The organism is Priestia sp. 53B2 (assembly GCF_056099005.1).
On sequence record NZ_JBLZXA010000027.1, the window covers coordinates 671,809 to 692,605 of the forward strand.

Annotated in this window: 23 protein-coding genes; 3 read left to right on the plus strand and 20 right to left on the minus strand. The window is 38.3% G+C overall.

Annotated features, from left to right (window positions below):
* Positions 1 to 70: 70 nt before the first annotated feature.
* From ACN6NE_RS24005 to ACN6NE_RS24050, 10 genes are all read right to left on the minus strand, one after another.
* Complete coding sequence (locus ACN6NE_RS24005) at positions 71 to 2,032, minus strand: GTP-binding protein (protein WP_474327695.1); 1,962 nt, start codon at positions 2,030 to 2,032, stop codon at positions 71 to 73.
* 116 nt (positions 2,033 to 2,148) lie between these two features.
* Entirely contained in the window at positions 2,149 to 2,331 is a 183-nt protein-coding gene (locus tag ACN6NE_RS24010; protein ID WP_474327758.1) for a hypothetical protein, read from the minus strand.
* Between the two features lie 440 nt (positions 2,332 to 2,771).
* Positions 2,772 to 3,566 (minus strand): formate/nitrite transporter family protein, encoded by a 795-nt coding sequence (locus ACN6NE_RS24015; RefSeq protein WP_129709471.1) that lies wholly within the window; start codon positions 3,564 to 3,566, stop codon positions 2,772 to 2,774.
* Positions 3,567 to 3,754: 188 nt separating this feature from the next.
* Complete coding sequence (locus ACN6NE_RS24020) at positions 3,755 to 4,093, minus strand: Na-translocating system protein MpsC family protein (protein WP_129709473.1); 339 nt, start codon at positions 4,091 to 4,093, stop codon at positions 3,755 to 3,757.
* Positions 4,094 to 4,488: 395 nt separating this feature from the next.
* Positions 4,489 to 4,680, minus strand: coding sequence for a hypothetical protein (locus ACN6NE_RS24025; protein WP_028408436.1), 192 nt, complete (start codon positions 4,678 to 4,680; stop codon positions 4,489 to 4,491).
* 118 nt (positions 4,681 to 4,798) lie between these two features.
* Positions 4,799 to 4,990, minus strand: coding sequence for a hypothetical protein (locus ACN6NE_RS24030; RefSeq protein WP_025751820.1), 192 nt, complete (start codon positions 4,988 to 4,990; stop codon positions 4,799 to 4,801).
* Positions 4,991 to 5,091: 101 nt separating this feature from the next.
* On the minus strand, positions 5,092 to 5,655 hold the full coding sequence (locus tag ACN6NE_RS24035) for an MFS transporter (protein ID WP_474327699.1): 564 nt from the start codon (positions 5,653 to 5,655) through the stop codon (positions 5,092 to 5,094).
* A complete protein-coding gene (locus tag ACN6NE_RS24040) occupies positions 5,652 to 7,088 on the minus strand; it encodes an FAD-binding protein (RefSeq protein ID WP_474327760.1) in 1,437 nt (478 codons plus the stop codon). The genes ACN6NE_RS24035 and ACN6NE_RS24040 overlap by 4 nt, the downstream gene beginning before the upstream one ends.
* Before the next feature lie 200 nt (positions 7,089 to 7,288).
* A complete protein-coding gene (locus ACN6NE_RS24045; RefSeq protein WP_016764236.1) occupies positions 7,289 to 7,429 on the minus strand; it encodes a hypothetical protein in 141 nt (46 codons plus the stop codon).
* Positions 7,430 to 7,503: 74 nt separating this feature from the next.
* The gene (locus ACN6NE_RS24050; protein ID WP_474327701.1) at positions 7,504 to 9,486 is read right to left on the minus strand and encodes a methyl-accepting chemotaxis protein; all 1,983 of its coding nucleotides are present in this window, start codon (positions 9,484 to 9,486) and stop codon (positions 7,504 to 7,506) included.
* Positions 9,487 to 9,635: 149 nt separating this feature from the next.
* On the opposite strand from ACN6NE_RS24050, the gene ACN6NE_RS24055 reads away from it, so the two are divergent.
* The gene (locus ACN6NE_RS24055; protein ID WP_014459961.1) at positions 9,636 to 9,860 is read left to right on the plus strand and encodes a hypothetical protein; all 225 of its coding nucleotides are present in this window, start codon (positions 9,636 to 9,638) and stop codon (positions 9,858 to 9,860) included.
* A 29-nt stretch (positions 9,861 to 9,889) separates the two neighbouring features.
* Here the strand turns inward: ACN6NE_RS24055 and ACN6NE_RS24060 are convergent, their stop codons facing one another.
* On the minus strand, positions 9,890 to 10,390 hold the full coding sequence (locus tag ACN6NE_RS24060; protein ID WP_474327704.1) for a metallophosphoesterase family protein: 501 nt from the start codon (positions 10,388 to 10,390) through the stop codon (positions 9,890 to 9,892).
* Between the two features lie 154 nt (positions 10,391 to 10,544).
* On the opposite strand from ACN6NE_RS24060, the gene ACN6NE_RS24065 reads away from it, so the two are divergent.
* On the plus strand, positions 10,545 to 10,844 hold the full coding sequence (locus ACN6NE_RS24065) for a hypothetical protein (protein WP_013083290.1): 300 nt from the start codon (positions 10,545 to 10,547) through the stop codon (positions 10,842 to 10,844).
* 127 nt (positions 10,845 to 10,971) lie between these two features.
* Entirely contained in the window at positions 10,972 to 12,081 is a 1,110-nt protein-coding gene (locus ACN6NE_RS24070; protein WP_474327706.1) for a metallophosphoesterase, read from the plus strand.
* 20 nt (positions 12,082 to 12,101) lie between these two features.
* Here ACN6NE_RS24070 and mug read toward each other — a convergent pair whose 3' ends face one another.
* From mug to ACN6NE_RS24115, 9 genes are all read right to left on the minus strand, one after another.
* Positions 12,102 to 12,614 carry a G/U mismatch-specific DNA glycosylase gene (mug, locus tag ACN6NE_RS24075; RefSeq protein ID WP_474327708.1) on the minus strand — a complete coding sequence of 171 codons (513 nt, stop codon included), beginning with the start codon at positions 12,612 to 12,614 and terminating at the stop codon, positions 12,102 to 12,104.
* A 68-nt stretch (positions 12,615 to 12,682) separates the two neighbouring features.
* Entirely contained in the window at positions 12,683 to 14,023 is a 1,341-nt protein-coding gene (locus ACN6NE_RS24080; protein ID WP_474327710.1) for a coiled-coil domain-containing protein, read from the minus strand.
* A 589-nt stretch (positions 14,024 to 14,612) separates the two neighbouring features.
* Positions 14,613 to 15,422, minus strand: a complete 810-nt coding sequence (locus tag ACN6NE_RS24085; RefSeq protein ID WP_129709489.1) for a uroporphyrinogen-III synthase — start codon at positions 15,420 to 15,422, stop codon at positions 14,613 to 14,615.
* A 28-nt stretch (positions 15,423 to 15,450) separates the two neighbouring features.
* Complete coding sequence (locus tag ACN6NE_RS24090) at positions 15,451 to 16,215, minus strand: IclR family transcriptional regulator (protein WP_474327712.1); 765 nt, start codon at positions 16,213 to 16,215, stop codon at positions 15,451 to 15,453.
* A gap of 131 nt (positions 16,216 to 16,346) precedes the next feature.
* Complete coding sequence (accC, locus tag ACN6NE_RS24095; protein WP_474327714.1) at positions 16,347 to 17,711, minus strand: acetyl-CoA carboxylase biotin carboxylase subunit; 1,365 nt, start codon at positions 17,709 to 17,711, stop codon at positions 16,347 to 16,349.
* 28 nt (positions 17,712 to 17,739) lie between these two features.
* Positions 17,740 to 18,207, minus strand: coding sequence for an acetyl-CoA carboxylase biotin carboxyl carrier protein (gene accB, locus ACN6NE_RS24100; RefSeq protein ID WP_474327716.1), 468 nt, complete (start codon positions 18,205 to 18,207; stop codon positions 17,740 to 17,742).
* A 22-nt stretch (positions 18,208 to 18,229) separates the two neighbouring features.
* On the minus strand, positions 18,230 to 19,225 hold the full coding sequence (locus ACN6NE_RS24105; RefSeq protein ID WP_474327718.1) for a 5-oxoprolinase subunit C family protein: 996 nt from the start codon (positions 19,223 to 19,225) through the stop codon (positions 18,230 to 18,232).
* Positions 19,222 to 19,977: a 5-oxoprolinase subunit PxpB gene (gene pxpB, locus ACN6NE_RS24110; protein WP_129709499.1), complete on the minus strand. Its 756-nt coding sequence runs from the start codon at positions 19,975 to 19,977 to the stop codon at positions 19,222 to 19,224. Before pxpB ends, ACN6NE_RS24105 begins: the two co-directional genes overlap by 4 nt.
* A 17-nt stretch (positions 19,978 to 19,994) precedes the next feature.
* Entirely contained in the window at positions 19,995 to 20,786 is a 792-nt protein-coding gene (locus ACN6NE_RS24115; RefSeq protein WP_116072066.1) for a putative hydro-lyase, read from the minus strand.
* Between the last annotated feature and the right edge of the window lie 11 nt (positions 20,787 to 20,797).

Genomic DNA, 20,797 nt, shown 5'->3' on the forward strand with positions numbered 1-20,797 from the left:
AAAGATATGAAGAGAATAACTAATGAAAGCCTATTACGAAAAAGCACTGTAGCAGTCGCTACAGTGCTTTTTATAAACAGTGCATTTTTTCCTCTGCTTCTTTCCAAGGAACCGCATAGCCCTGTCCTTTTGAGCAAAAGACGGACGATGAGCTGTATTCGGGATCTGCCTCTTTATTGTAGTGGATTCGTTCAATCACTTCTTCTTCATTATGACAGCGTTCATACCCTCCGAATAATAGAGACATCGCTCCTTTTCCATGCGTAAAAGATGCTAGCGTCGAACCGTAGTTCATAAAAGTAGCAACAGGAACTTTTCCTGTAATAATCGCTTTATTCTCGGTTGTTTGAGGAGCATCAAAGCGGCCATGTGCACTTTGAACATCAGCTAATACCCTCCCCATTTGATCAATATCTACTTTAATTTTGAAATCATAATATGGTTCTAACACAATATTTTCTGCTTTTTCTAATCCTTGTCGCAGTGCACGGTACGTTGCTTCTCTAAAATCTCCTCCGCTTGTATGCTTGTTGTGAGCTCGTCCGGTACACAACGTCACTTTTATATCAGTAATAGGCGAACCTGTCAGCAAACCATGATGCGGCTTTTCAAATACATGCTGACGGACTAGATTTTGATACCCCACGGATAAATCGTCGGTGTGACAAGCATTTTCAAAAGTAATTCCGCTGTTTCGTTCCGCTGCTTCTATTTTCAAATGAACTTCTGCATAGTGTTTCAACGGTTCAAAATGCCCGTAGCCCATCACTGTATTTTGAATGGATTCTTTGTACAAAATTTCTGGTTCTTCAAACTGTACGTTTATATTAAAACGTTCTTTTATCAGTTTTTCGAGAACTTCAAGCTGAATTGATCCCATTACATGAATATGAAGTTCTTGAGTCCTTTCTTCCCACGTCACATGTAAAGAAGGGTCTTCAGCATCTAATAATCGAAAAAGTTTAATTCCTTCTTTTGGATGAACAGAAGGCTCAAAAACAACTTTTGATTTTAACGTAGGCAAAAGTTCGTAGGATCGGCTTTCTTTTAACGTTCCAATACCGTCTCCAATCGATGCCGAAGACAATCCTGTAACTGCAAAAAGTTCGCCAGCTGAACCTTCATTAACGTTTTTAAATGTGCTTCCGTTATAAGCGCGAATTTGAGTAATTTTTTCTTCGTATAGCTCTCCGTTTTTTTCATAAGCCACTTCATCACGCACTTGCAGTGTCCCGCTAAGAGCTTTGATAAACGTGATGCGCATGCCGTTTTCATCGTGCCGAATTTTATATACACGACTTGAAAATGCTTCTTCCTTCGAGTAGCGCGTTTCTGTTAACAAATCGAGCTTCTCTAAAAAACTTTCAATGCCGATATCTTGTAAAGCTGAGCCACAAGCACACGGGAAAAGCTGATTGGTTTGAATAAGCTTTTGCATAGCCGCTCTCCAATCAGCTTGATCATTCTTGCCTTCCATAAATGCATCTAAAAGCTCTTCATCTTTTTCAGCTATAAATTCAATAAGTTCCTCACTTAACGAGCCACCTATAAGCTCTGACGTTATGTCATAAACATCAGGGGTTAAGTTATGTTTAATATCGTTTATAACACGTTCAGGATCTGCTCCTACACGATCGATTTTATTGATGAAAAAGAATACGGGCACACGATGTTTTTGAAGCAGCTGCCAAACGGTTTCTGTATGGCCTTCGACTCCTTCTACTGCACTTAAGATAACAATCGCATAGTCCATCACTTGAATAGAACGTTCCATTTCAGGTGAAAAATCGACGTGGCCCGGCGTATCAATTAAATAATAAGTAGAACCGTTATATGAAAAAGTTCCTTGATCGGCAAACACCGTAATTCCTCGTTCTTTTTCAATTGTATGGGTATCAAGAAAAGAGTCTTTGTGGTCGACTCTTCCTCGCTGTTTAATACTTTTTGTATGATAAAGAAGCTGTTCGGAAAACGTAGTCTTTCCTGCATCCACATGCGCTGCAATACCAATCGTTTTGTTAGATTGTTTCATTGTTAAATACCACCTTACTGCTGTATGTATCGCTGTTACTTTCTATTTTATAATATTCGTAAGAAAAAGTGGACGACAAAGACCTAGAGCTGCTCACATCAAAAAAGAATGCGTGATTAAACATCGCATTCCTTTTTTGTACGGCGTTTGGTATCTTTTTTGCCTTTTACTATAAAAATAGCTGCTATAAGGCACCCAATTCCAGCTAAATGCATGATGTTATTACCTATCGAGCCGAGCCTGTTACTAGTCAACCCAACTAAAATGCTGCCAAATATAATCAATAAAACAGCAACCATGAACTTCAATTTCTTCACTCTCCGTTAGTAAGTTATTAAATATGATTTGCATACGGATCATATAAACCAGTGATTAATAATAGACCTGCTGATAAAATCAATGTTCCTGCGATTAGCAAACTGTTGCTACATACCTTTTTTCTCTTTTTGTGTAAAAACATTCCTGATATAAGAAATAGTAGTGCGACAGATAGTAGAATCAATCCTATACCAATATTCAATATTTCTTTATCTCCCTTGCGAATGTATTCCTTACCATATAGTTAACCATAATATTATTATGAAAATAAAAAAACGAATTTGAACGTTTACCCAACCTTAATTGATTTATATGTTATCATACATAAATTGTTAAAAATACATTTTTCACCTTTCACTATCAAAAAAGCAGCCTCTTTACTAAGAGACTGCTTTTTCTTAATGACAACTGATAAAACCGCTTAAGAAGCTTTTTTAAATTGTTCTTTTTGTTTCTGTTGATAAGAAGAAAAATAAATAAGACCTACAAATACAGCTCCACCTATCATATTTCCAATAAAGGTAGGGACAATATTTGTCATAAAATCAAACCAAGTAAAGTGACCTGCAAAAATAGCAGCGGGAATAATAAACATATTGGCTACAACGTGCTGAAAGCCAATCGCAACAAATGCCATAATCGGAAACCAAATACCAAGAATTTTCCCCGTAACATCTTCAGCACCGTATGAAAGCCAAATAGCTAAACATACAAGCCAGTTGCAGCCCACAGCGGAAATAAGCGTTTTAAAAAACGATTCATCAATTTTAGCTTGAGCAATTGCTACCGTTTTATCTAAAAAAGGCCCTGTTTCTGTTAAACCTACAATATGTCCAAAGAAATATGCAATAAATGCGGCACCTAAAAAGTTAGCAAGCGTGACCCAAAACCAGTTATGAAGCAAGTGACGAAGTGAAATTTTTCTTGCATACAGGGCAATGGAAACAGACATCATATTCCCTGTAATAAGCTCCGCTCCCCCAAGTACGACCAGCATAAGACCTACAGGAAAGACGGCCCCTCCTAAAAGATTCGATAAACTTCCCCATTCAGCTGGTAAATTACCAATTAAGCGCACATCTAGTAAAAAACCAAGCGCAATAAACGCGCCACCTAAAAATCCAAGCATGAGAATGGAACAAAGGGATAGCTTCGTTTTTGAAATCCCTGCTTCTAAAGCGATGTTTAACATTTTATCCGGCTTGTGAAATGCCATAAAACTCCTCCTTAATTAAAAAAGGCAGCATTCAAAAACACCTTTTACACAAGGTTTTTGAATGCTGCCTAATAATCCTGCACTTTCTTTACAGTATATCAGTCATCATTATCTATAATAAAACCAAATAAAAAACAAGCAGATCCTACTTCTCTTTCATTTAATTAAATTATGTATTTTACGTTGTTCTACTGAATATTGGTTTCAAACACAAACACAGCGATATCTTCTTCTACTTTGATATCAGAAAATAAGTACTTCAGCTTAGCTCCTAACAAGTCTTCAAGTCCCTCTGGAGGAGATGAAGCATAAAGGTTTTGAATAAGCTTCGTTCTTGCCATATGTATCGTCTCTTTACCTTCGGTTGTTCTCGCGATAAATTGTTCAGCTGGCCTTAAGTTGCCGTACAAAGTTGAAATAGCCATATTTTGAACAAATACAGTATGAATTCGTTCTGGACCTTTTCCAAAAAGTTTTTTGCGCAGCTTTCGGATAATATCATTAAAATTATGTATTTTCTTAGACACTGGTGTATGCCTCCGCTTATCTCGAGTATGTCTATCCTGCTCATTCAAGTTTTCAACTAAGAATAAGTTACATTATACATGACGACGTTTACATTGTATACAATGTATCTGTTTTACCATCGTTAATTCAAACAATCAAACGATTACGAAATGATAAAAAAAATCCTTCACTTATTAAAGTGAAGGATTACCTTTATATCTCTACTTAAAGGTTACAAATGGATTCTCAGTTATCAAAGAAATAACTAAGAACTTTGACAAGATAGCATGTCAAAATAGTCAAGTGGTATGTTTGTACCAGTAGTTAATGCTATCACGTTAAAGTCATGGAATCCAATTAGTTTACTTTCATAATACTTTATTTAATTTAAATATTCTTTTTTGATAGGAAATCCTTAATCTTCATCACGATCTGCTCTAAATTCATCATCAGATAATGAATTTAGTTGGTGGCTAAGCTTTTCGTAGTTATCTTGTTTCTGATTTTGTTGTACATCATTAGATATAGGAGCTTCACTAGAAACAGTAGATTTTTTTCTAGTCTCTTCGCCTCCGCTAACTCCAAACCCAACATTGTTATCTGTCATCGGATTCACCTCTTTAACTGTTATTATGGAGAATTGCTCTAAAAAAATAACAGGAAACAAAAGGAATTCCCACTTAGCTAATAGCGGTCCAAGCTTCCTTACTTACACCAAATCGTATTTAAATAAGGAAATGACCTGCTTTAACCCCATAGGCAATACCAACAAAAAAACTTGCTATACCTAGTGTTTGACTTTTACATACATACTTTATAGTTAAGCCTGGAATCAGACCCCATATAATGATGAAAATAGCGAACGATACTATAATAGAAGACCATGCATCTTGCCCTGATATACTTATACCTTGCATAAACGTTTCTCCTTTCAGTACTTATATCGGGAGAACATAAATTTTTTATAGTATCTTATAATACGAACTAAAAAATTCAAGTGACCTGTCCATATATGCTTTTACAGCGAATGGTGGCGTTCAAGCTCGATTGTTTTTGGTTTTTGCCATATTAATACCCCTGCCGCTACATACATAAACGAAGTGATGTAAAAAAGGCTGCCGATTGTAAGGAAATCAATGATATACCCTGTTGCAATCACGGCTAAAGCTGCCCATATAGAGGTCCATAAATGATAGTGTCCTACTTGTTTTCCCGTATGTACACGATCTGTCTGCCTAGATAACGCTATTTTTTCTGCTGTTTTTTGAAGAGCTCCAAGTAGCCCCATTATAACTTGAATGATATACACCTGCGTAATAGTTGATAGAACGGGAATCACAAGCATAACAACTGCCATCCCAAACGTATATAAAATGAGCAAGCGCTTTTCTCCTACTCTGTCACTCCATGAACCGATTAAAGGGTGACTTAAAGCTGCGGTTAAAGCGAAAATTCCGTAAGCTAAGCCAAATTGTGAATAACTATCGCCAAGATTTCGAAGCAGTAAAAGATAAAAAGGAAAAGCAATACTGCTTGCGGTAATCATCAGACTTTGAGAATGTAAGAGTTGTTTGTACGTCATTTTCCATACTCCTTATAAAATAAATTAACGAACGTTTCGTTTGGGTCGTATTTTCTTTTTAAATTTAAAAAGGCGGTTGTATGAGGGTAAGCCTCTTCTAATTGCTTCTTGCTTGGGTAGCCGTAATAAGGCAAGTAATAGCTTCCCTGATGCTGCAGCGTCACATCCACCATTTTTCGGACAACTCTTTGTGTATCAGAGATGCCTTTATTGTCTTTTTTCTGGTTAATAAGTAAAACGAGAGCAAACATATCGTCTTTTGCATAAGACATGACTGCTTTATTGTCTTTTTCTACATAGCGAACAGTGATGTTCAGTAAATTTAATTTCTCTGTTGCTAACACTTCGCGTAAATCATCGATGTAAGAAGCAAATTCATCAACCGGAACAAAGTATTCCTGTAAAACTTCCGTCCGGCTAGCACTTTCGTATTCCATAAAATCACTTTCAGAACGCATAACATTATTTCTTGTTTCAAGCCGTCCATTTTGTTTTAAGAAATAAGCCTTTTGTGTTTCCCATAGCATATCTTTTCCCCAGTCACTGTACCGAGACAGTCCTAGCATAAATTTAGGAAGTGCCACTATTTTTTCTGTCTTGAGCGGTTCGTTTGCAGTAGAAGTATTTTGAGAAGATAAACGGTAGTTTGTGACGTACATATCTGTTAGCAATTGATTAGGAGAAACAGAAATACGCGCCATATGCATACGAACGTCAGGGTTATCCTGTACGTAGTTTTTAAAATACGCTGTATACTGTCTATAATCTAAGCGAATAATTTCATCTTCATACCATTCATCGTCCGTCAAACGAAGCGTCACATCTAAAATGACCCCAAATAACCCGTATCCTCCGTTTACTAAAGAAAACAGCTCAGGGTGTTTCGTCCGGCTAATTTCGATAATAGATCCGTCCGCCTGCAGGAGACGCATAGATTTGACCGTATCCATTAAAGAACCGTATCGAATATCTCTGCCGTGTACGTTCACGCTAATAGAACCTCCAACGGTAAAAATATTTTGTGACTGCATAACCTGAAGAGCAAGACCGTCTTTATGTATATATTGCTGAATGTCATTCCATGTTGTCCCGCTTTGAACCGTAATTTCTTTTTGATGGGGCTTGTAATCTATAATTTTATTGTACTGCTTCATATCAAGTAAAATAGCGTTCGGATAGTACGTCTGCCCTCCTTGGCTGTGCTGCATTCCTGAAATAGCTATTTTTTCATGATGCTGTGAAGCGTTTTTCACCCAATCTTTCAGCTGTTTTTCAGTGGTTCCATGCTTTATTTCTTTGACTTTTGTAGGAAGAAGCTGCGCAACATCCTCCGTTACAGGACGGCTTTGCTGCTGTTTATAAATATGATAGGAGGCACATGAACCTACTAGATAAAAAGATAAAAAAGTTCCTAACAACACGTTTTTCTTCATCACAAACTGTACGCTCCTTTCTTTATTTCTGTGAAATTATACCATATAAAAAAAGTGAAATAACACTAATATAGTGTAATTTTATACTATATTATACCTTATTTTGAGAAAATATATGAAAAAAGCTTGTAATTTAATGTATGTTAACCTTATTGAAACAAAAAAAGAAAAGACCTAGTGTCTTTTCTTTTTTTGTTTCTTTATTTTTCAGCTTCGTATGCAACCAAAGCTACTCTTTTTCCTAACGTTTGTTGAAACTGCTCTTCTAGCTGTTTAAGCTTCGCATGCATATCATCGTTAATTGAAGCTGGCTCAAAGGTCATTTTTGTTTGCTCCATCATACTTTCACCTCTTTCATGTGTGTATGTTCTACTTTTTCCAATATAAAAGAGGTCTATGACGATTTGACGAAAGTTTACAAATTAAATTTGCTAATGAGCACTGTTAATTGTTCTGCCATTTGAGACAGAGATTGTGCGGAAACAGCAATTTCCTCCATTGAAGCCAGCTGTTCTTCAGTTGATGCAGCAACTTCTTCAGATGTAGCTGCATTTCCTTTAGCAAGGATCGCCATTTCACCTGCTGTACGAGCCACTTCTTCAACCGCTGCTGAAATTTGCTGAGCAGTCGCAGCAACTTCCTCTACTTGCGGAGTCGTTTCATTCATTCTGCTTAGAATTTGTTCGAATTTTTGAATAGCCGTTTGTGAAATTGTTCGTCCTTCTTCAACTTTGTTTGTCACTTGCTCCATTGTATGTACAGATTCCTGGGTATCTTGTTGAATAGCTTGAATAAGCTCAGAAATTTGAGACGCGGACACTTGTGATTGTTCTGCCAGCTTTCTCACTTCCTCTGCTACAACGGAAAACCCTTTTCCATGTTCTCCAGCTCGTGCCGCTTCAATTGCAGCATTTAAGGCTAGTAAATTTGTTTGAGCAGCAATGCCGCTGATTACTTCTAAAATGGTTCCAACTTCTTGGGAACGTTGAAACAAAGTACGAATCGTTGTATTAGATAGCTCGACGGATTGAGAAATGGATTCCATTTGTTCGACCATTTCTCTCACGGCTTTTCCGCCTTCTACAGCTTCAGACGTTGTGTGATTTGATAGCTGAGAAACAATTTCTGTACGCTTGGCAATGCTAGAAACTCCTTGGACAATCTCATCTAAAGAAGCTGCATTTTCGTCAATAACAGCCGTTTGTTTTTCCGCACTAGAAGCCACTTCTTGTATTGCAACCGATACTTGTTCAGTCGCAGCGCTCGTTTGCTGTGAGCTGGCCGTTAACTCTTCCGAAGAAGCAGCCACTTGCTCTGCACTCATTTCAACATTTTGAATTAATGTGCGAAGATTGTTTTGCATCTGACTAAAAGCATACCCTAACTCGCCGATTTCATCCTTTGAATTGACGGTAATCGCTGTTGTCAGATTTCCTTCGCTAACGCTCAGAGCCTGATTCTTAAGCTGTTTGAGCGGTTTAATAATTGATTGCAACACCACAAAAATGGTAAGACTCCCGATTATCAGACAAGCTACAATAATAAATAGTGTTTTGTAAAAGATAGGCTGTGCTGCTTCATTCACTTCTGATGAATACATAGTGCATGCAACTTTCCAGCTTGTTGTTTTATTTGTCGTAAAGACCATCTTTTTTTCATCCCCGTTAAAGGTATATTCAAAAGACCCGGAGCTCTTTGCATAAAGCTTGTCAAAAAGAGAATCTGTCGCTTTTGTACCTGCTTTTTCCGTAGGGTGAACAATATATTTTCTTTCTCCATCCAAAAGAAATGGATATCCTTTTTCTCCGATTTTTACTTTGCTGACAGCTTTATTGATGCGGCTTATATCTAAATTTAAAGCAATAACCCCTGTGCCATCCGCCGTTGTTTTCGCTACAGTAATAACGGTCTGACCTGTAGAGGCTGATGGATAAGGTTCAGTGACAACTGTTTTTCCTTTGTTTTGCATGGCTAGCTTGTACCAATCTCGTTTTCTGGGATCATAGCCTGCTTGTATCACTTTTTTAGGCGATTGAATAAACTTCCCCTGCTGATTTCCTGTAAAAATGCTGACGGCTTCTGGATGAAGCGAAGCATATAAGTTAAAATCTTTGCTTAAAGTAGCCATATCTTTTTCATTGTAGCGTTCGTTGTTTACTACTGATGCAAAAAACTCTACATCATGAATTTTTGGTCCAATGGTATCGTCAATCACTGAATTAATGGACTGTACATTTTGCTGTGCTGTGTTAATAATTTGGTTTTCAATTTCATGTTTCGCCGTTATGTAAGCTGATACACCTATCGTAACAGATGGCACTAATAAGATCGCTGCAAATGCTAGCACCAGCTTTGTCTTAAAGTTATTAAGGGACCTTTTTTTTCTTACTCTCTCCATGCTATGTAGCCTCTCTCTCCGTAGTTAAAAGTGATCGTGCACTTTCTTTCTATCGGCAAGACTTCATATTCCTTTAGTCATCGAGTGTATACATAATTAACAATGGGTGTGAAAAGATAAGAGTACGATAAAAAAAGTAGGTGATTTTAATGGAAGAGAGTAAAAACAGCAAGTCTTTTTCAATGTTTGAAACAGAAAAGGTTCAGCGCGGAGAAGAAAAAGATATTTTTAATATCTATAAAGAAGGAGTAAAAATTGCAGAAGTAAGAGGAACGGATCCTCAAACTCAGCAGGTTATTCCGATGCATGACTTAAATGATTACGAAGAAAATAAGCTTCACGAATATATTGCTCATTTAGACCATACAACGTAAAAATGCTAAAACAAGAGCCCTCTCTTGTTTTAGTCTTTAGAATCATAAAAAACATGTTCAAAATACAGCGTGTTTTTTTGTATGTACAGCAGTCCAAACGAAAATTGCTTTTCACGCCGCTTGTCAGTAGCGGAACCTGGATTAAACAACGTAATATCACCAATTTGTTTATGAATAGGAATGTGAGAATGACCAAAAATTACTGCGTCGACTTGTTCATGTTCAAATGCCAAAAGTGCACGTTTTTCAGTCGTTTTTCCTTTGCCATGACCGTGGGTTACGCCAATCGTAACGTCGTCAAACGGAAGAAGTAATGAAGATGGAAGTACTTGCTGAAGCTCTTCACTGTCTACATTTCCAATCACGCCGTGTACAGGAGCAAAATCACACAGCTTATTGTATACATCTATCGTTTGAAAATCCCCAGTATGAATAATAGCATAAGCTTTTTTCAATTCGGCTAGGAGCCTTTTTGGAAAGTGTTTCGCTCTCTTTGGAATATGAGTGTCACCTAAAATAACAATCTTCATTCATGATACGCTCCTTTTTCGTTCATTTATGTAGTGTAGCGTATTACGTTGGAATGAAGCAACTCTATATGGAGCGTCAGGCAAAAAATTTCTCTTTTTCGTTTAAGTTTGCGAAAATACTTTACATACTAAGTTACAGAATGGAGTTTTCGAAATGGAAGTAAAAATTAATCGAAACGCAGCAAAAGTGTTAAAAAATGCATTGGCTAGCCCAGAAGGTCAAGGGAAAATGATTCGTGTATATGTAACTATAGATCACGGTGATCACGCACATTATGATTGGAAATTTGATACGCCGACTGAACATGATGAAATCGTAAAAACAGATAAAGATATCGATATTGTTTTAGATAAACGCGAGAAATTTTTAGAAGGCGTATGGATTCAATATTTCCATGTTCCAGAGCCTGAATTTGTAATTAGCAGCCTTCACCACGCGCATCACCATCATTAATACAAAAAGCACACCTTTTTTATAGGTGTGCTTTTTTGTTTATTGATAAGAACAAGAGGTAAAATTTTGTTGAAGCAATAAAAATGAGCTATAGTGGAATTACGGATGAAAGAAAAGAGGTTAGCGTATGAAAGTAAGTGTGTTAGTAAGGTCTATTTTAGTTGTTATTTTATATAATTTATTCGTTCTGTACATCGGATGGAACGCTTGGGTGTGGCTTCACACAATGTTTGAAGTGGAAAACAAATGGATTCTTACGGTGATCGTTGTGTTTTTTGCTTATTCCTTTATTATCAGTCGTGCGTTTCAACAAGTGAGCATATTTAAAATTGTGGGATCGTACTGGTTAGGATTTATTCAATATTCGGTGCTTTTGCTTCCTATAAGTAATATAGCCGTATATATTCTTACTCTTCTAGGCGCTTCGCTTTCTACAGCTATCGATTCAATCGGATTTTTCATAATTGCCGCTTTTTTATTCATTTTTGCTTACGGTACGTATAATGCTTACAGTCCTGTGGTAAGAAAATACACGATTTCGCTTGCTAAAAAGACGAATCGTAAAAACCTTCGCATTGCTGTAGCATCTGATATGCACTTTGGCACATTGTCGGGCAAAAAACATTTGCAGCGGTTAATCACTCATGTACAAAAGATACAGCCGGATCTTATTTTACTCCCCGGAGATATTATTGACGACGATCCCCAAGTATTCTTTAAAAAAGAAATGGATTATATGATGAAGCAGCTCAAAGCGTCCTTAGGCACATATGGGATTTTGGGAAACCATGAGTATTACGGCGGGAAGATCCCTCAGTTTGTGGAAAGAATGAAAGAAATGAACATTCCTATTTTAATGGATGAAGTGTTAAACATAGATGATAGCTTGTATTTAATAGGCAGAAAAGACAAGACGGACAAAAATCGAGACAGCTTTTTCGATTTAGCGAGTGAAACGGATCGTTCTCTTCCTGTCATTGCAATGGATCATCAGCCGCTTTCTTTAAAAGAAGCGGAACAAGCAGGAGTGGATTTGCTGCTATGCGGCCATACTCACAGAGGGCAAATGGCACCTAATCATTTGATCACCAAGCGGTTATTTGAAATTGATTGGGGCTACAAGCAAACTAATCAACTGCATACCATTGTCTCTTCAGGATTTGGCTTTTGGGGTCCTCCGCTTCGAATCGGGAGCCGATCAGAAATTATTCAAATTGATATTTCGTTTACAAAATAGAGAAAGCCCTAGGGCTTTCTCTATTTTAATGTACGCAGCAACGTCGGAAGCTCTGAATAAATGGCGACTACTTCATCTACTTTCATTCGAACGAGCCCGCTTGAAGACGGGGCAACAAAGTCCATTATTCCTGATACCATCGATTTCTCTTGTTTACCCCACTTTACTTGCTTGCGTCCGCTGTACTGCTGATAGACACCTTTTCCAACAAAGCAAACGATTTTAGGCGTATATGTAGCTATTTTTTTCTTTAAGATTTCTCTGCCTTCTGCATATTCTTCTTTTGTAATCTCATCAGCTGCCTTTGTAGGACGCTCTACAATATTTGTTAAACCGTATCCTAGCTGGAGCAGCGAGTGATCTTCCTCCGGATGATATTTACGATCTGTCAAACCTGCTTTATGAAGAATCGTCCAGAAACGATTGGTTGGATTAGCAAAATGATGACCCGTTTCACCGGAACGGATGCTTGGATTAAAACCGACAAATAAAATATCTAAGTTGGGTTGTATATGATCAAAAATAGAATTCATAGTCATACGCTCCTTACAATGTAAAAAGAAAACACCCAAATTGGATGTTTTCTTTTTACTATACCCTATTAAATACGAACTACGCGTCCGTTGAATTTTTGTTTCCAGTAGCCGCTGCTCATGTTTGCAATTGCAACACCTGTTGAGCTTTGAGCACCGATGAACTTGCCGCCTCCTACATAAATACCAACGTGGCCGTCTTTTTTATATGTATCGAAGAAAACAAGATCGCCAGGCTGCATTTGACTAGAAGACACTTGTGTTCCAGCATGCTTTAACGTCTCTGTACTTACAGATCCAAGAGGTCCAAGGTTAACGCCTACCTGAGCATATGCCCAGTGTACAAATGATGAGCAGTCGAATAAACCGTGGTTAATATCAGACTGGCTGCGTCCTCCGCCAAATACGTAAGCAGAGTTTCCAATCCAGCGGTTTCCTACTGTTACAACATTGCTAGCTTTTGGAGCCGGAGCGCTTGTAGGTGCCACGTCATTGCTGCTTGCTTTTGGTGCTTCTGCCTTAGCAGAAGATGAATCGGCTTGTTCAGCTGGCGCAGCCGCTGCTTTTTGAGCTTGCTCAGCTGCTTTCTTAGCTGCCTCTTTAGCCGCTTGTTCAGCTGCTTTTCTTGCTGCTTCTTCTGCAGCTTTTTGATCTTTAATATCTTGTTCAAGCGTAGACTGTTCATTCGCAAGAGAGCTGTCTTTTGATTGTAGAGAAGCTTTTAGTTCTTCATTTTTTGCTTCTTTATCTTTTAGTTCTTTTGCCAACGCATCTTTTTGGTTCTTTTGAGCTGCTAGCTGAACAGTCATTTCATCTAGTTCTGCCTTCATGTCTTCTAAGCTAGCTAGCTTAGACTTAACATCAGCTTGTTTTGTTTTTAATTCATCTTGCATATTTTTAGTTTCTTGTAAAATACCACGGTCTGCATCTACAATAGTCGAAACAGCTAGCGCACGGTCTACAAAATCACCAAAACTTGAAGAACCAAGTAAAACTTGTAAATACTCTACGTTACCGCCGCTTTCTTGCAGGGAACGTGCACGATCTTTTAAAATATCGTTTCGCTTTTCAAGTTTTTCTTGAAGCAGCTTAATTTCTTTTTCAAGCTGCTCTACTTGTTTAGACGTTTCTTTAATATCTGCTTCTGTTTTTTCGGCTTTTTTATTGTTTTCTTCTTCTGCTAATGTTAATCGCTCAAGCTGTGCTTTCATTTGATCTTGTTCTGCTTGAAGGCGTGTTAATTCATCAGAAGCTGCTTTGATGTTAGATTGCACATCTTGACGCTGATTTTGAATTTGAGATTTTTGCGATTCCATATCCTGAATGGTAGAGGCATATGCTGGAGTCGATAAAACTCCTCCCAGGCCTAATAAAACCGTTGTGTTAAGTAAAAGCATTTTCTTTTTCAATATGAATTCCTCCGCTTTCTCGCTCTGTTAAACTAGTAATTTCTAATTATGTATCAATATGTATAAAAGTCTGACAATTTATGTAAAGTTAACTGTATTTGTCGATAAATAGCTAAATATGCTAATGAAAATCTACGAAAATTATACCACGATAAACGTTGAAAAAAAGAATAACAATATTACAATTGTATTTCAGTAGTGTAACAATTAACGCTTGTGTATACATTCATCTTTCACCTGCAAAAGTATCCCTTTATATCCCTGTTAAAATAAATAATCTACCGGGCTTTACACAGCACTGTTTTTAACATGATAAGATAGGCTATCAAGATTTTTCAAGCTGGTTGGATATAAGTTATTGCTAAAGAGAACGTAACAATTTTTTAACATCTACGTCTGTTTTTTTACCTTTTTCTACTATTTTTACAATATTTGAAAATGATTTTCTGAAATAGTAACAAATCTATGTTTATCTGTCCTTTGCACGTGTTTAAAAAGAGAGTGATAGGTAATTATCAAACAATATTCGACAACGCTTGGATGAAGTCATACAAAAGACCTTCTCACTGTGGGGCGAGAAGGTCTTTTGTTAATCACGCTGCTGATAATAATGTTCTAAAGCTACAATTGCACTTCCCATTCTTTCTTGATCAGGAATAACAATACGATCTACTCCTTCTTCTTTTAAAGCAGCAGCGGTTACTTTTCCTACGGATACAGCTACTACAGAGCTTTTAAAGAGTTCTCGAATGTGATCAGCTTGTCCGTGTTCTCTTGCAAATGAAAATAAAAATCGGGCCTGCGGAGCGCTTGTGAAATTAACAGCATCGATTTTTCCACTTATTAATTCGTTTATAAGCTGTTCCATGACTTCTGCTTTTGGCGGAATATGCTGATACGGTAAAATCTCTTTAAATTGGGCTTTTTGATTCGATAGAAAATCAATCAATTTTGGTGCAGGATCTCCGTGAAGCTGAAGCGCTACATGCTTTCCTTCAAAAGAAAATGAATGAAGTGCCCTGACTAGTCCCGCTGTACTTCCATCATCATCTCGAACAGTTGGAGTAACACCGAGCTTTTTTAACATATTTACAGTTTTATACCCGCGTGCAGCAATATGAGCTGCTTGTAAAGAAGAAAGAAATTCATCCGCCAGTCCTAGCTTATCTGCTGTTTTATACAAAATTTCCGTCCCGACGCCTGTCGTAAAAATAAACCATTCATAATTTCCTTTTACCAGTTCTTTAATATCTGCTTCTAAATGTGTGTCATCTAAAAAGATGGTTCCTTGTGCAGGTCGTACAAGCGGGGTCCCGCCAAGGTTTTCAACAATTTTACTAATTTCTTCTACCTTCCGCTGACCTACCAGTGCGACTGTTTTACCTTCTAATCGTTTCAATGTTCTACCTCCACTTTTTCTATGTATGCTACTTCATTGATCCTTGATAGCCGAGCTTTTCAGAAATCACACTCGCCGCTTCTGTTACTTTTTGAATAATGAACGGCAGTCTGTCTCCTTGAAATCTCGCTTCAATTCCCGCTACGCTAATGCCTGCAATCACTTCATTTTGATGATTTACAATCGGCGCGCTCACGGATGTTGTAAAGTTTTCTAATTCAGATGTGCTAATGGTATACCCTTTTTCTTTAGCTTCTTTTAATACATTTCTTAGCTTTTTTTGATCTGTAATGGTTCCAATACCTATTGGAGCTAGCTCCGTTTGAGTAATATATTCCTCTTGTTCTTTTTCGGGTAAATGCGCCAAGATAATGCGTGAACAAGCTCCTGCATAAAGAGGTGAACGCCTTCCAATTGATGTATAAAGACGCACTGGATGAAGCGTATCTACTTTTTCAATATACATAGCTTCATTCCCGTCTCGTACAATTAAATTAACCGCTTCTTCTACTTCGTCTCGGAGCGTTTCCATTACAGGCTTTGCGATATTTCTAATATCTAAGCGATTAGCCACTAGCTGACCAAATTGCAAGAATAAAAGTCCTAGCGAATAGTATCCTTGCTCGTCTTTTGTTAAAAATCCCATCTCTTCAAGTGAACCAACCATCCGGTGCAAAGAAGTTTTCGGAACGCCTGAATATTCCATCATTTCTGTGAAAGTCAGTTTAGGGTACTTGATAAAAAGCGTGAGAATCTGCATGGATTTAACGACTGTTTTGTTGTTAGCTTGCATAAAACCTTCTCCCTTATTTGTCCGAATACATGTATTCGATAGACGTATAGCTTACTAGTTAGTGATATGTTCTTTTTATTATACATGAAGAAAAAAAGGAAAGCACTCTCTTATAAGAGCACTTTCCTTTCTTACACCATTTCTAGTTCTTTAATGGAAATAAGATTACTTTCTAAGAATTTGGTTGTGAAATCCCCTTCCTTAAACGAAGGATGATTTAGTAATTCTAAATGAAAAGGAATGGTTGTATGAATACCTATAATGATAAATTCTTCGAGCGCGCGTTTCATTCGTTGAATTGCTTCATGTCGATCTTTCCCCGTTACAATTAATTTCGCCACCATTGAATCATAAAATGGGGAAATTTCATAGCCTGGGTAAACGGCGCTGTCTACACGAACCCCGTAGCCGCCAGGAGGTAAATACATCTCGACTTTTCCAGGAGAAGGCATAAAGTTTTTAGCCGGATTTTCTGCATTGATCCGGCATTCAATTGCCCATCCCTTTAACTGAACATCCTGCTGAGCAAATGATAGCGGGTAGCCTGCTGCTACTGAAATTTGTTCTTTAATTAAGTCAATGTTTGTTACAAGTTCTGTAACAGGATGTTCAACTTGAATCCGCGTGTTCATTTCCATAAAGTAAAAATGCCCGTGCTTATCTAATAGAAACTCAACTGTTCCGACACCTGTATAATCGACTGCTTTAGCTGCCGAGACCGCCGCTTTGCCCATTTTCGCACGAAGGTTTTCATCTACCGCAGGAGACGGAGCTTCTTCTACCAACTTTTGATGACGGCGTTGAATCGAACAATCTCGTTCACCTAAATGAACCACACTCCCTTCTTCATCAGCAATAATTTGAATTTCGATGTGTTTTGGCTCTTCTAGGTACTTTTCAAGATATACGCCGCCGTTTCCAAAGGCTGTTTCTGCTTCATGCTGAGCTTGACGAATTGCTTTTTCTAGCTCTTCTTCGCTATGAGCTAGACGCATTCCTTTTCCGCCACCGCCCGCTGTGGCTTTTACGATGATTGGATAGCCTATTTCTCGTGCTACTGGCATAGCGGTGCTGCTATCTTCAATCAGTCCTTCCGTGCCAGGTACAATAGGCACGCCGGCTTGTTTCATTGTATCTCTTGCTACAGCTTTTGCTCCCATTTTACGGATGGCTTCCGCTTTTGGACCAATAAAGGTAATATCACAGGATTCACACATCTCAGCAAAATCAGCATTTTCAGCTAAAAATCCATAGCCGGGATGAATAGCGTCTGCCTTGGTTACTTGCGCTACGGTAAGCAAATTACGAATGTTTAAATAGCTTTCTTTAGAAGACGTTTTGCCAATACAAAATGACTCATCTGCTAGCTTCACGTGAAGTGCATCTTTGTCTACTTCTGAATAAACCGCCACGGTTGCAATACCCATCTCTTTACAAGCCCGAATGATACGAACTGCAATCTCGCCGCGGTTTGCGATTAAGATCTTTTTAAACATAATGACTCCTCCTGACAGTATGTATACTTTAGTGTGATTTTACGGTAAATAAAGGCTGTCCAAACTCAACAACATCCCCATCTTTCACAAGAATTTCAAGCACTTCTCCTTCTATTCCCGCATCGACTTCATTAAACAGCTTCATCGCTTCAATCACACATACAACATCTTTACGGTCAACTGTTTGTCCTATTTGAACAAAGGGATCGGCGTCTGCTTCTGGCTTGGCGTAAAAGGTTCCGACCATTGGTGATAAAATTTGCTTTTCATTGTTTTCTGCTACGTTTACAGACATAGAATCTTGAGGCGCTTGCTCGGTGGCAGCGGCTTTTGCTTGTACTTCTTCAGTTTTCACTTCTGTAACAGCTGGGTCCTCTAAAGGAATTCCTGCTTTATCAATGACAACTTTTGTTCCTTCATGTTCAATATGGAGCTTTTGAATACCAGATTCATTCATTAATAAAACAACTTCTTGCAATTCACGTACGTTTATCATTTCTTGTCACTCCCGTTTTGTGTTATTTAGTTGACGCAAGGTTAATAGCAATCTTCAATTCTTGAAGCATCTGTTCTTTTTCTAAATAGATTTTTTCTGCTTCATGAAGCGAAATGTGAGAAAAGTAAATGGATTCTCCAGGCTTTACTTGAGCTAAAAGCGGTAAATCCGCTGTGATGACTTGAGCAATTTTAGGGTATCCCCCCGTGGTTTGACGGTCTGCTAACAGGATGATGGGATTTCCATCCGGCGGGACTTGAACAGAACCTTGTGAAACGGCTTCAGACAATAACTCTTTTTTTTCTTGAAGCTGAAGAGAAGGTCCATCCATTCGATAGCCCATTCGATCTGATTGATTCGATACTTTAAAAGGCTCTTTCATAAAATGACTTTTACTTTCAGCTGTAAATAAATCAAATTGGCTGCCGTTAATAACACGGACACCTGGTTTCTTTGTAAAATGAACAAATTCTTTATAATTTACGGACCATGAAGAAGTGTATACTCCGTTTATCAGTTCATTTGAAAGAAAAGCAGGCTTTGAAACAGCAGGAATAGATAGAGGTAAAACATCGTCTGTTTGTAATGCTCTTCCTTTGTAGCCCCCAATTTCACCTCTTAAATACGTACTTTTACTATTTAACACTTCATCAATAGCAAACCCTCCTGCTACAGATAGATAGGAACGACATCCTGTTTTGCAAGGACCAAATGACAAAGTGCTTCCTTTTGGAATAAATAAAGGTTTCCACATAGGTACTGGCTTTCCGTTGACCGAAGGAGTTAAATCTCCCCCTGTGATCGCTACTAAACAATCACTTTCTATTTCAAGGGTAGGCCCCATTAGCGTAACTTCAAGTCCCGCTTCATTTTCATCGTTACCAACTAATAAATTAGCAATTCGAAGGGAATAAGAATCCATTGCACCGCTTACAATCACACCGTGCTGCTGAAACCCTCTTCTTCCTAAATCTTGAATGCTCGTTAATAACCCGGCTTTACTGACTCGCATACTCATTTCTTCCCCTCCTTTGCCTGCATTTCTTGATACTCTTCTTTAGAGATAGGCTCGAATTTTATAATATCTCCAGCCTGCAGCAAACTTGGGGGATTTTGTTCCGGTAAAAACAGTTTAATAGGCGTTTGACCAATTAACTGCCATCCTCCGGGAGTGGAAATAGGATACACTCCTGTTTGCATTCCCGCAATACCAACCGAACCGGCAGGAATAGAGGTGCGAGGAGACGGTCGGCGAGGCGTAGCAATTCTTTCAGATAATCCTCCTAGAAATGGAAATCCAGGAGCAAACCCAATCATGTACGCTAAGTATTCACCTTCAGAATGAATACTAATTACCTCTTCAGTTGTTAAGTTATGGTGACGAGCGACATATTCAAGGTCAGGTCCATACTCGCCTCCGTAGCAAACTGGAATGGAAACCGTGCGATGGTCTAATTCTTTTTCTGTCTGTTCGTTTTCTAGTTTACTTTGAACGATAGAAGACACTACTTCAAAAGGAGAAACAAATTCCTTCTTCTGCTTTTTTCCCACGGCTGCTACAACTTCAAGAGGATTATAGAAAATTGTAAGATTTGTAAATGCCGGCACGCATTCAACAAATCCAGGGAAAGGATTTAATTCTATCGAATCTTTACACGTTTTAATTTGTTTATGAATGTCGTACTGAATGCTATCTCCAAACGTTATAACAAGCGCTGAGTCGCCAAGCGGAGAAATAACAGCTGACGCTTTTGTTACGGTTTGATTCATATCTACACCTCTTTCTTTTATAAAACACCTAGTTTTTCATCTCGAATATCTGTGATAAACATATGCCCCGGAGCATGTGTAATCATAATAGAAGGTTTTGTTTCCATTGCTACTGCTTGAGGAGTTACACCACAAGCCCAAAATACGGGCACTTCCCCTTCCTTAATCGAAACAGCATCACCAAAATCCGGAGAGTGCAGGTCTTCAATGCCTATCGCAGCGGGATCTCCAATGTGAACAGGCCCCCCGTGCACAGCTGGAAAACGTGAAGTTACTTGGGCTGCCCGCACTACGTCTTGCTGAGGAATTGGACGCATACTAACTACCGTCGAGCCGCGAAATATTCCTGCTTCAGTGCACGAAATATTTGTTTTATACATAGGAACATTACAATTTTCTTCAATGTGACGAACAGGTATGTCGTTGTTTAAAAGCGCGTGTTCAAATGTAAAGCTGCAGCCGATAAGGAAAGCTACCATATCTTCTGTCCAATAGTCTGTGATATCGGTTACTTCTTTTACTAGTTCCCCATTTTCATAGATTCGATACTTTGGAATGTCTGTGCGAATATCTCCCAACGGAGCTGCAAATTTTGGCACCGGAGATCCAACGTCTGTTACATCTAAAAGAGGACACGATTTAGGGTTACGCTGACAGAACAATAGAAAGTCAAAAGCTTGTTTCTTTGGTAAAATAGCTAAATTAGCTTGAGCATAGCCGTTTGCCATGCCTGCTGTTGGTTGAATAAGCTGATTGTTACGGATTTGCTGACGAAGTTCAGCTGGAGTTAGTTGTGAAAGGGTTGTCATACTTCTATCTC

Coding starts and splice junctions, on each gene's coding strand:
- ACN6NE_RS24005 (WP_474327695.1), bottom strand. CDS start 2,032: ATGAAACAATCTAACAAAACGATTGGTATTGCAGCGCATGTGGATGCA.
- ACN6NE_RS24010 (WP_474327758.1), bottom strand. CDS start 2,331: ATGGTTGCTGTTTTATTGATTATATTTGGCAGCATTTTAGTTGGGTTG.
- ACN6NE_RS24015 (WP_129709471.1), bottom strand. CDS start 3,566: ATGGCATTTCACAAGCCGGATAAAATGTTAAACATCGCTTTAGAAGCA.
- ACN6NE_RS24025 (WP_028408436.1), bottom strand. CDS start 4,680: ATGACAGATAACAATGTTGGGTTTGGAGTTAGCGGAGGCGAAGAGACT.
- ACN6NE_RS24030 (WP_025751820.1), bottom strand. CDS start 4,990: ATGCAAGGTATAAGTATATCAGGGCAAGATGCATGGTCTTCTATTATA.
- ACN6NE_RS24035 (WP_474327699.1), bottom strand. CDS start 5,655: ATGACGTACAAACAACTCTTACATTCTCAAAGTCTGATGATTACCGCA.
- ACN6NE_RS24040 (WP_474327760.1), bottom strand. CDS start 7,088: ATGAAGAAAAACGTGTTGTTAGGAACTTTTTTATCTTTTTATCTAGTA.
- ACN6NE_RS24045 (WP_016764236.1), bottom strand. CDS start 7,429: ATGATGGAGCAAACAAAAATGACCTTTGAGCCAGCTTCAATTAACGAT.
- ACN6NE_RS24050 (WP_474327701.1), bottom strand. CDS start 9,486: ATGGAGAGAGTAAGAAAAAAAAGGTCCCTTAATAACTTTAAGACAAAG.
- ACN6NE_RS24055 (WP_014459961.1), top strand. CDS start 9,636: ATGGAAGAGAGTAAAAACAGCAAGTCTTTTTCAATGTTTGAAACAGAA.
- ACN6NE_RS24060 (WP_474327704.1), bottom strand. CDS start 10,390: ATGAAGATTGTTATTTTAGGTGACACTCATATTCCAAAGAGAGCGAAA.
- ACN6NE_RS24065 (WP_013083290.1), top strand. CDS start 10,545: ATGGAAGTAAAAATTAATCGAAACGCAGCAAAAGTGTTAAAAAATGCA.
- ACN6NE_RS24070 (WP_474327706.1), top strand. CDS start 10,972: ATGAAAGTAAGTGTGTTAGTAAGGTCTATTTTAGTTGTTATTTTATAT.
- mug (WP_474327708.1), bottom strand. CDS start 12,614: ATGAATTCTATTTTTGATCATATACAACCCAACTTAGATATTTTATTT.
- ACN6NE_RS24090 (WP_474327712.1), bottom strand. CDS start 16,215: ATGCAAGCTAACAACAAAACAGTCGTTAAATCCATGCAGATTCTCACG.
- accC (WP_474327714.1), bottom strand. CDS start 17,711: ATGTTTAAAAAGATCTTAATCGCAAACCGCGGCGAGATTGCAGTTCGT.
- accB (WP_474327716.1), bottom strand. CDS start 18,207: ATGATAAACGTACGTGAATTGCAAGAAGTTGTTTTATTAATGAATGAA.
- ACN6NE_RS24105 (WP_474327718.1), bottom strand. CDS start 19,225: ATGAGTATGCGAGTCAGTAAAGCCGGGTTATTAACGAGCATTCAAGAT.
- pxpB (WP_129709499.1), bottom strand. CDS start 19,977: ATGAATCAAACCGTAACAAAAGCGTCAGCTGTTATTTCTCCGCTTGGC.
- ACN6NE_RS24115 (WP_116072066.1), bottom strand. CDS start 20,786: ATGACAACCCTTTCACAACTAACTCCAGCTGAACTTCGTCAGCAAATC.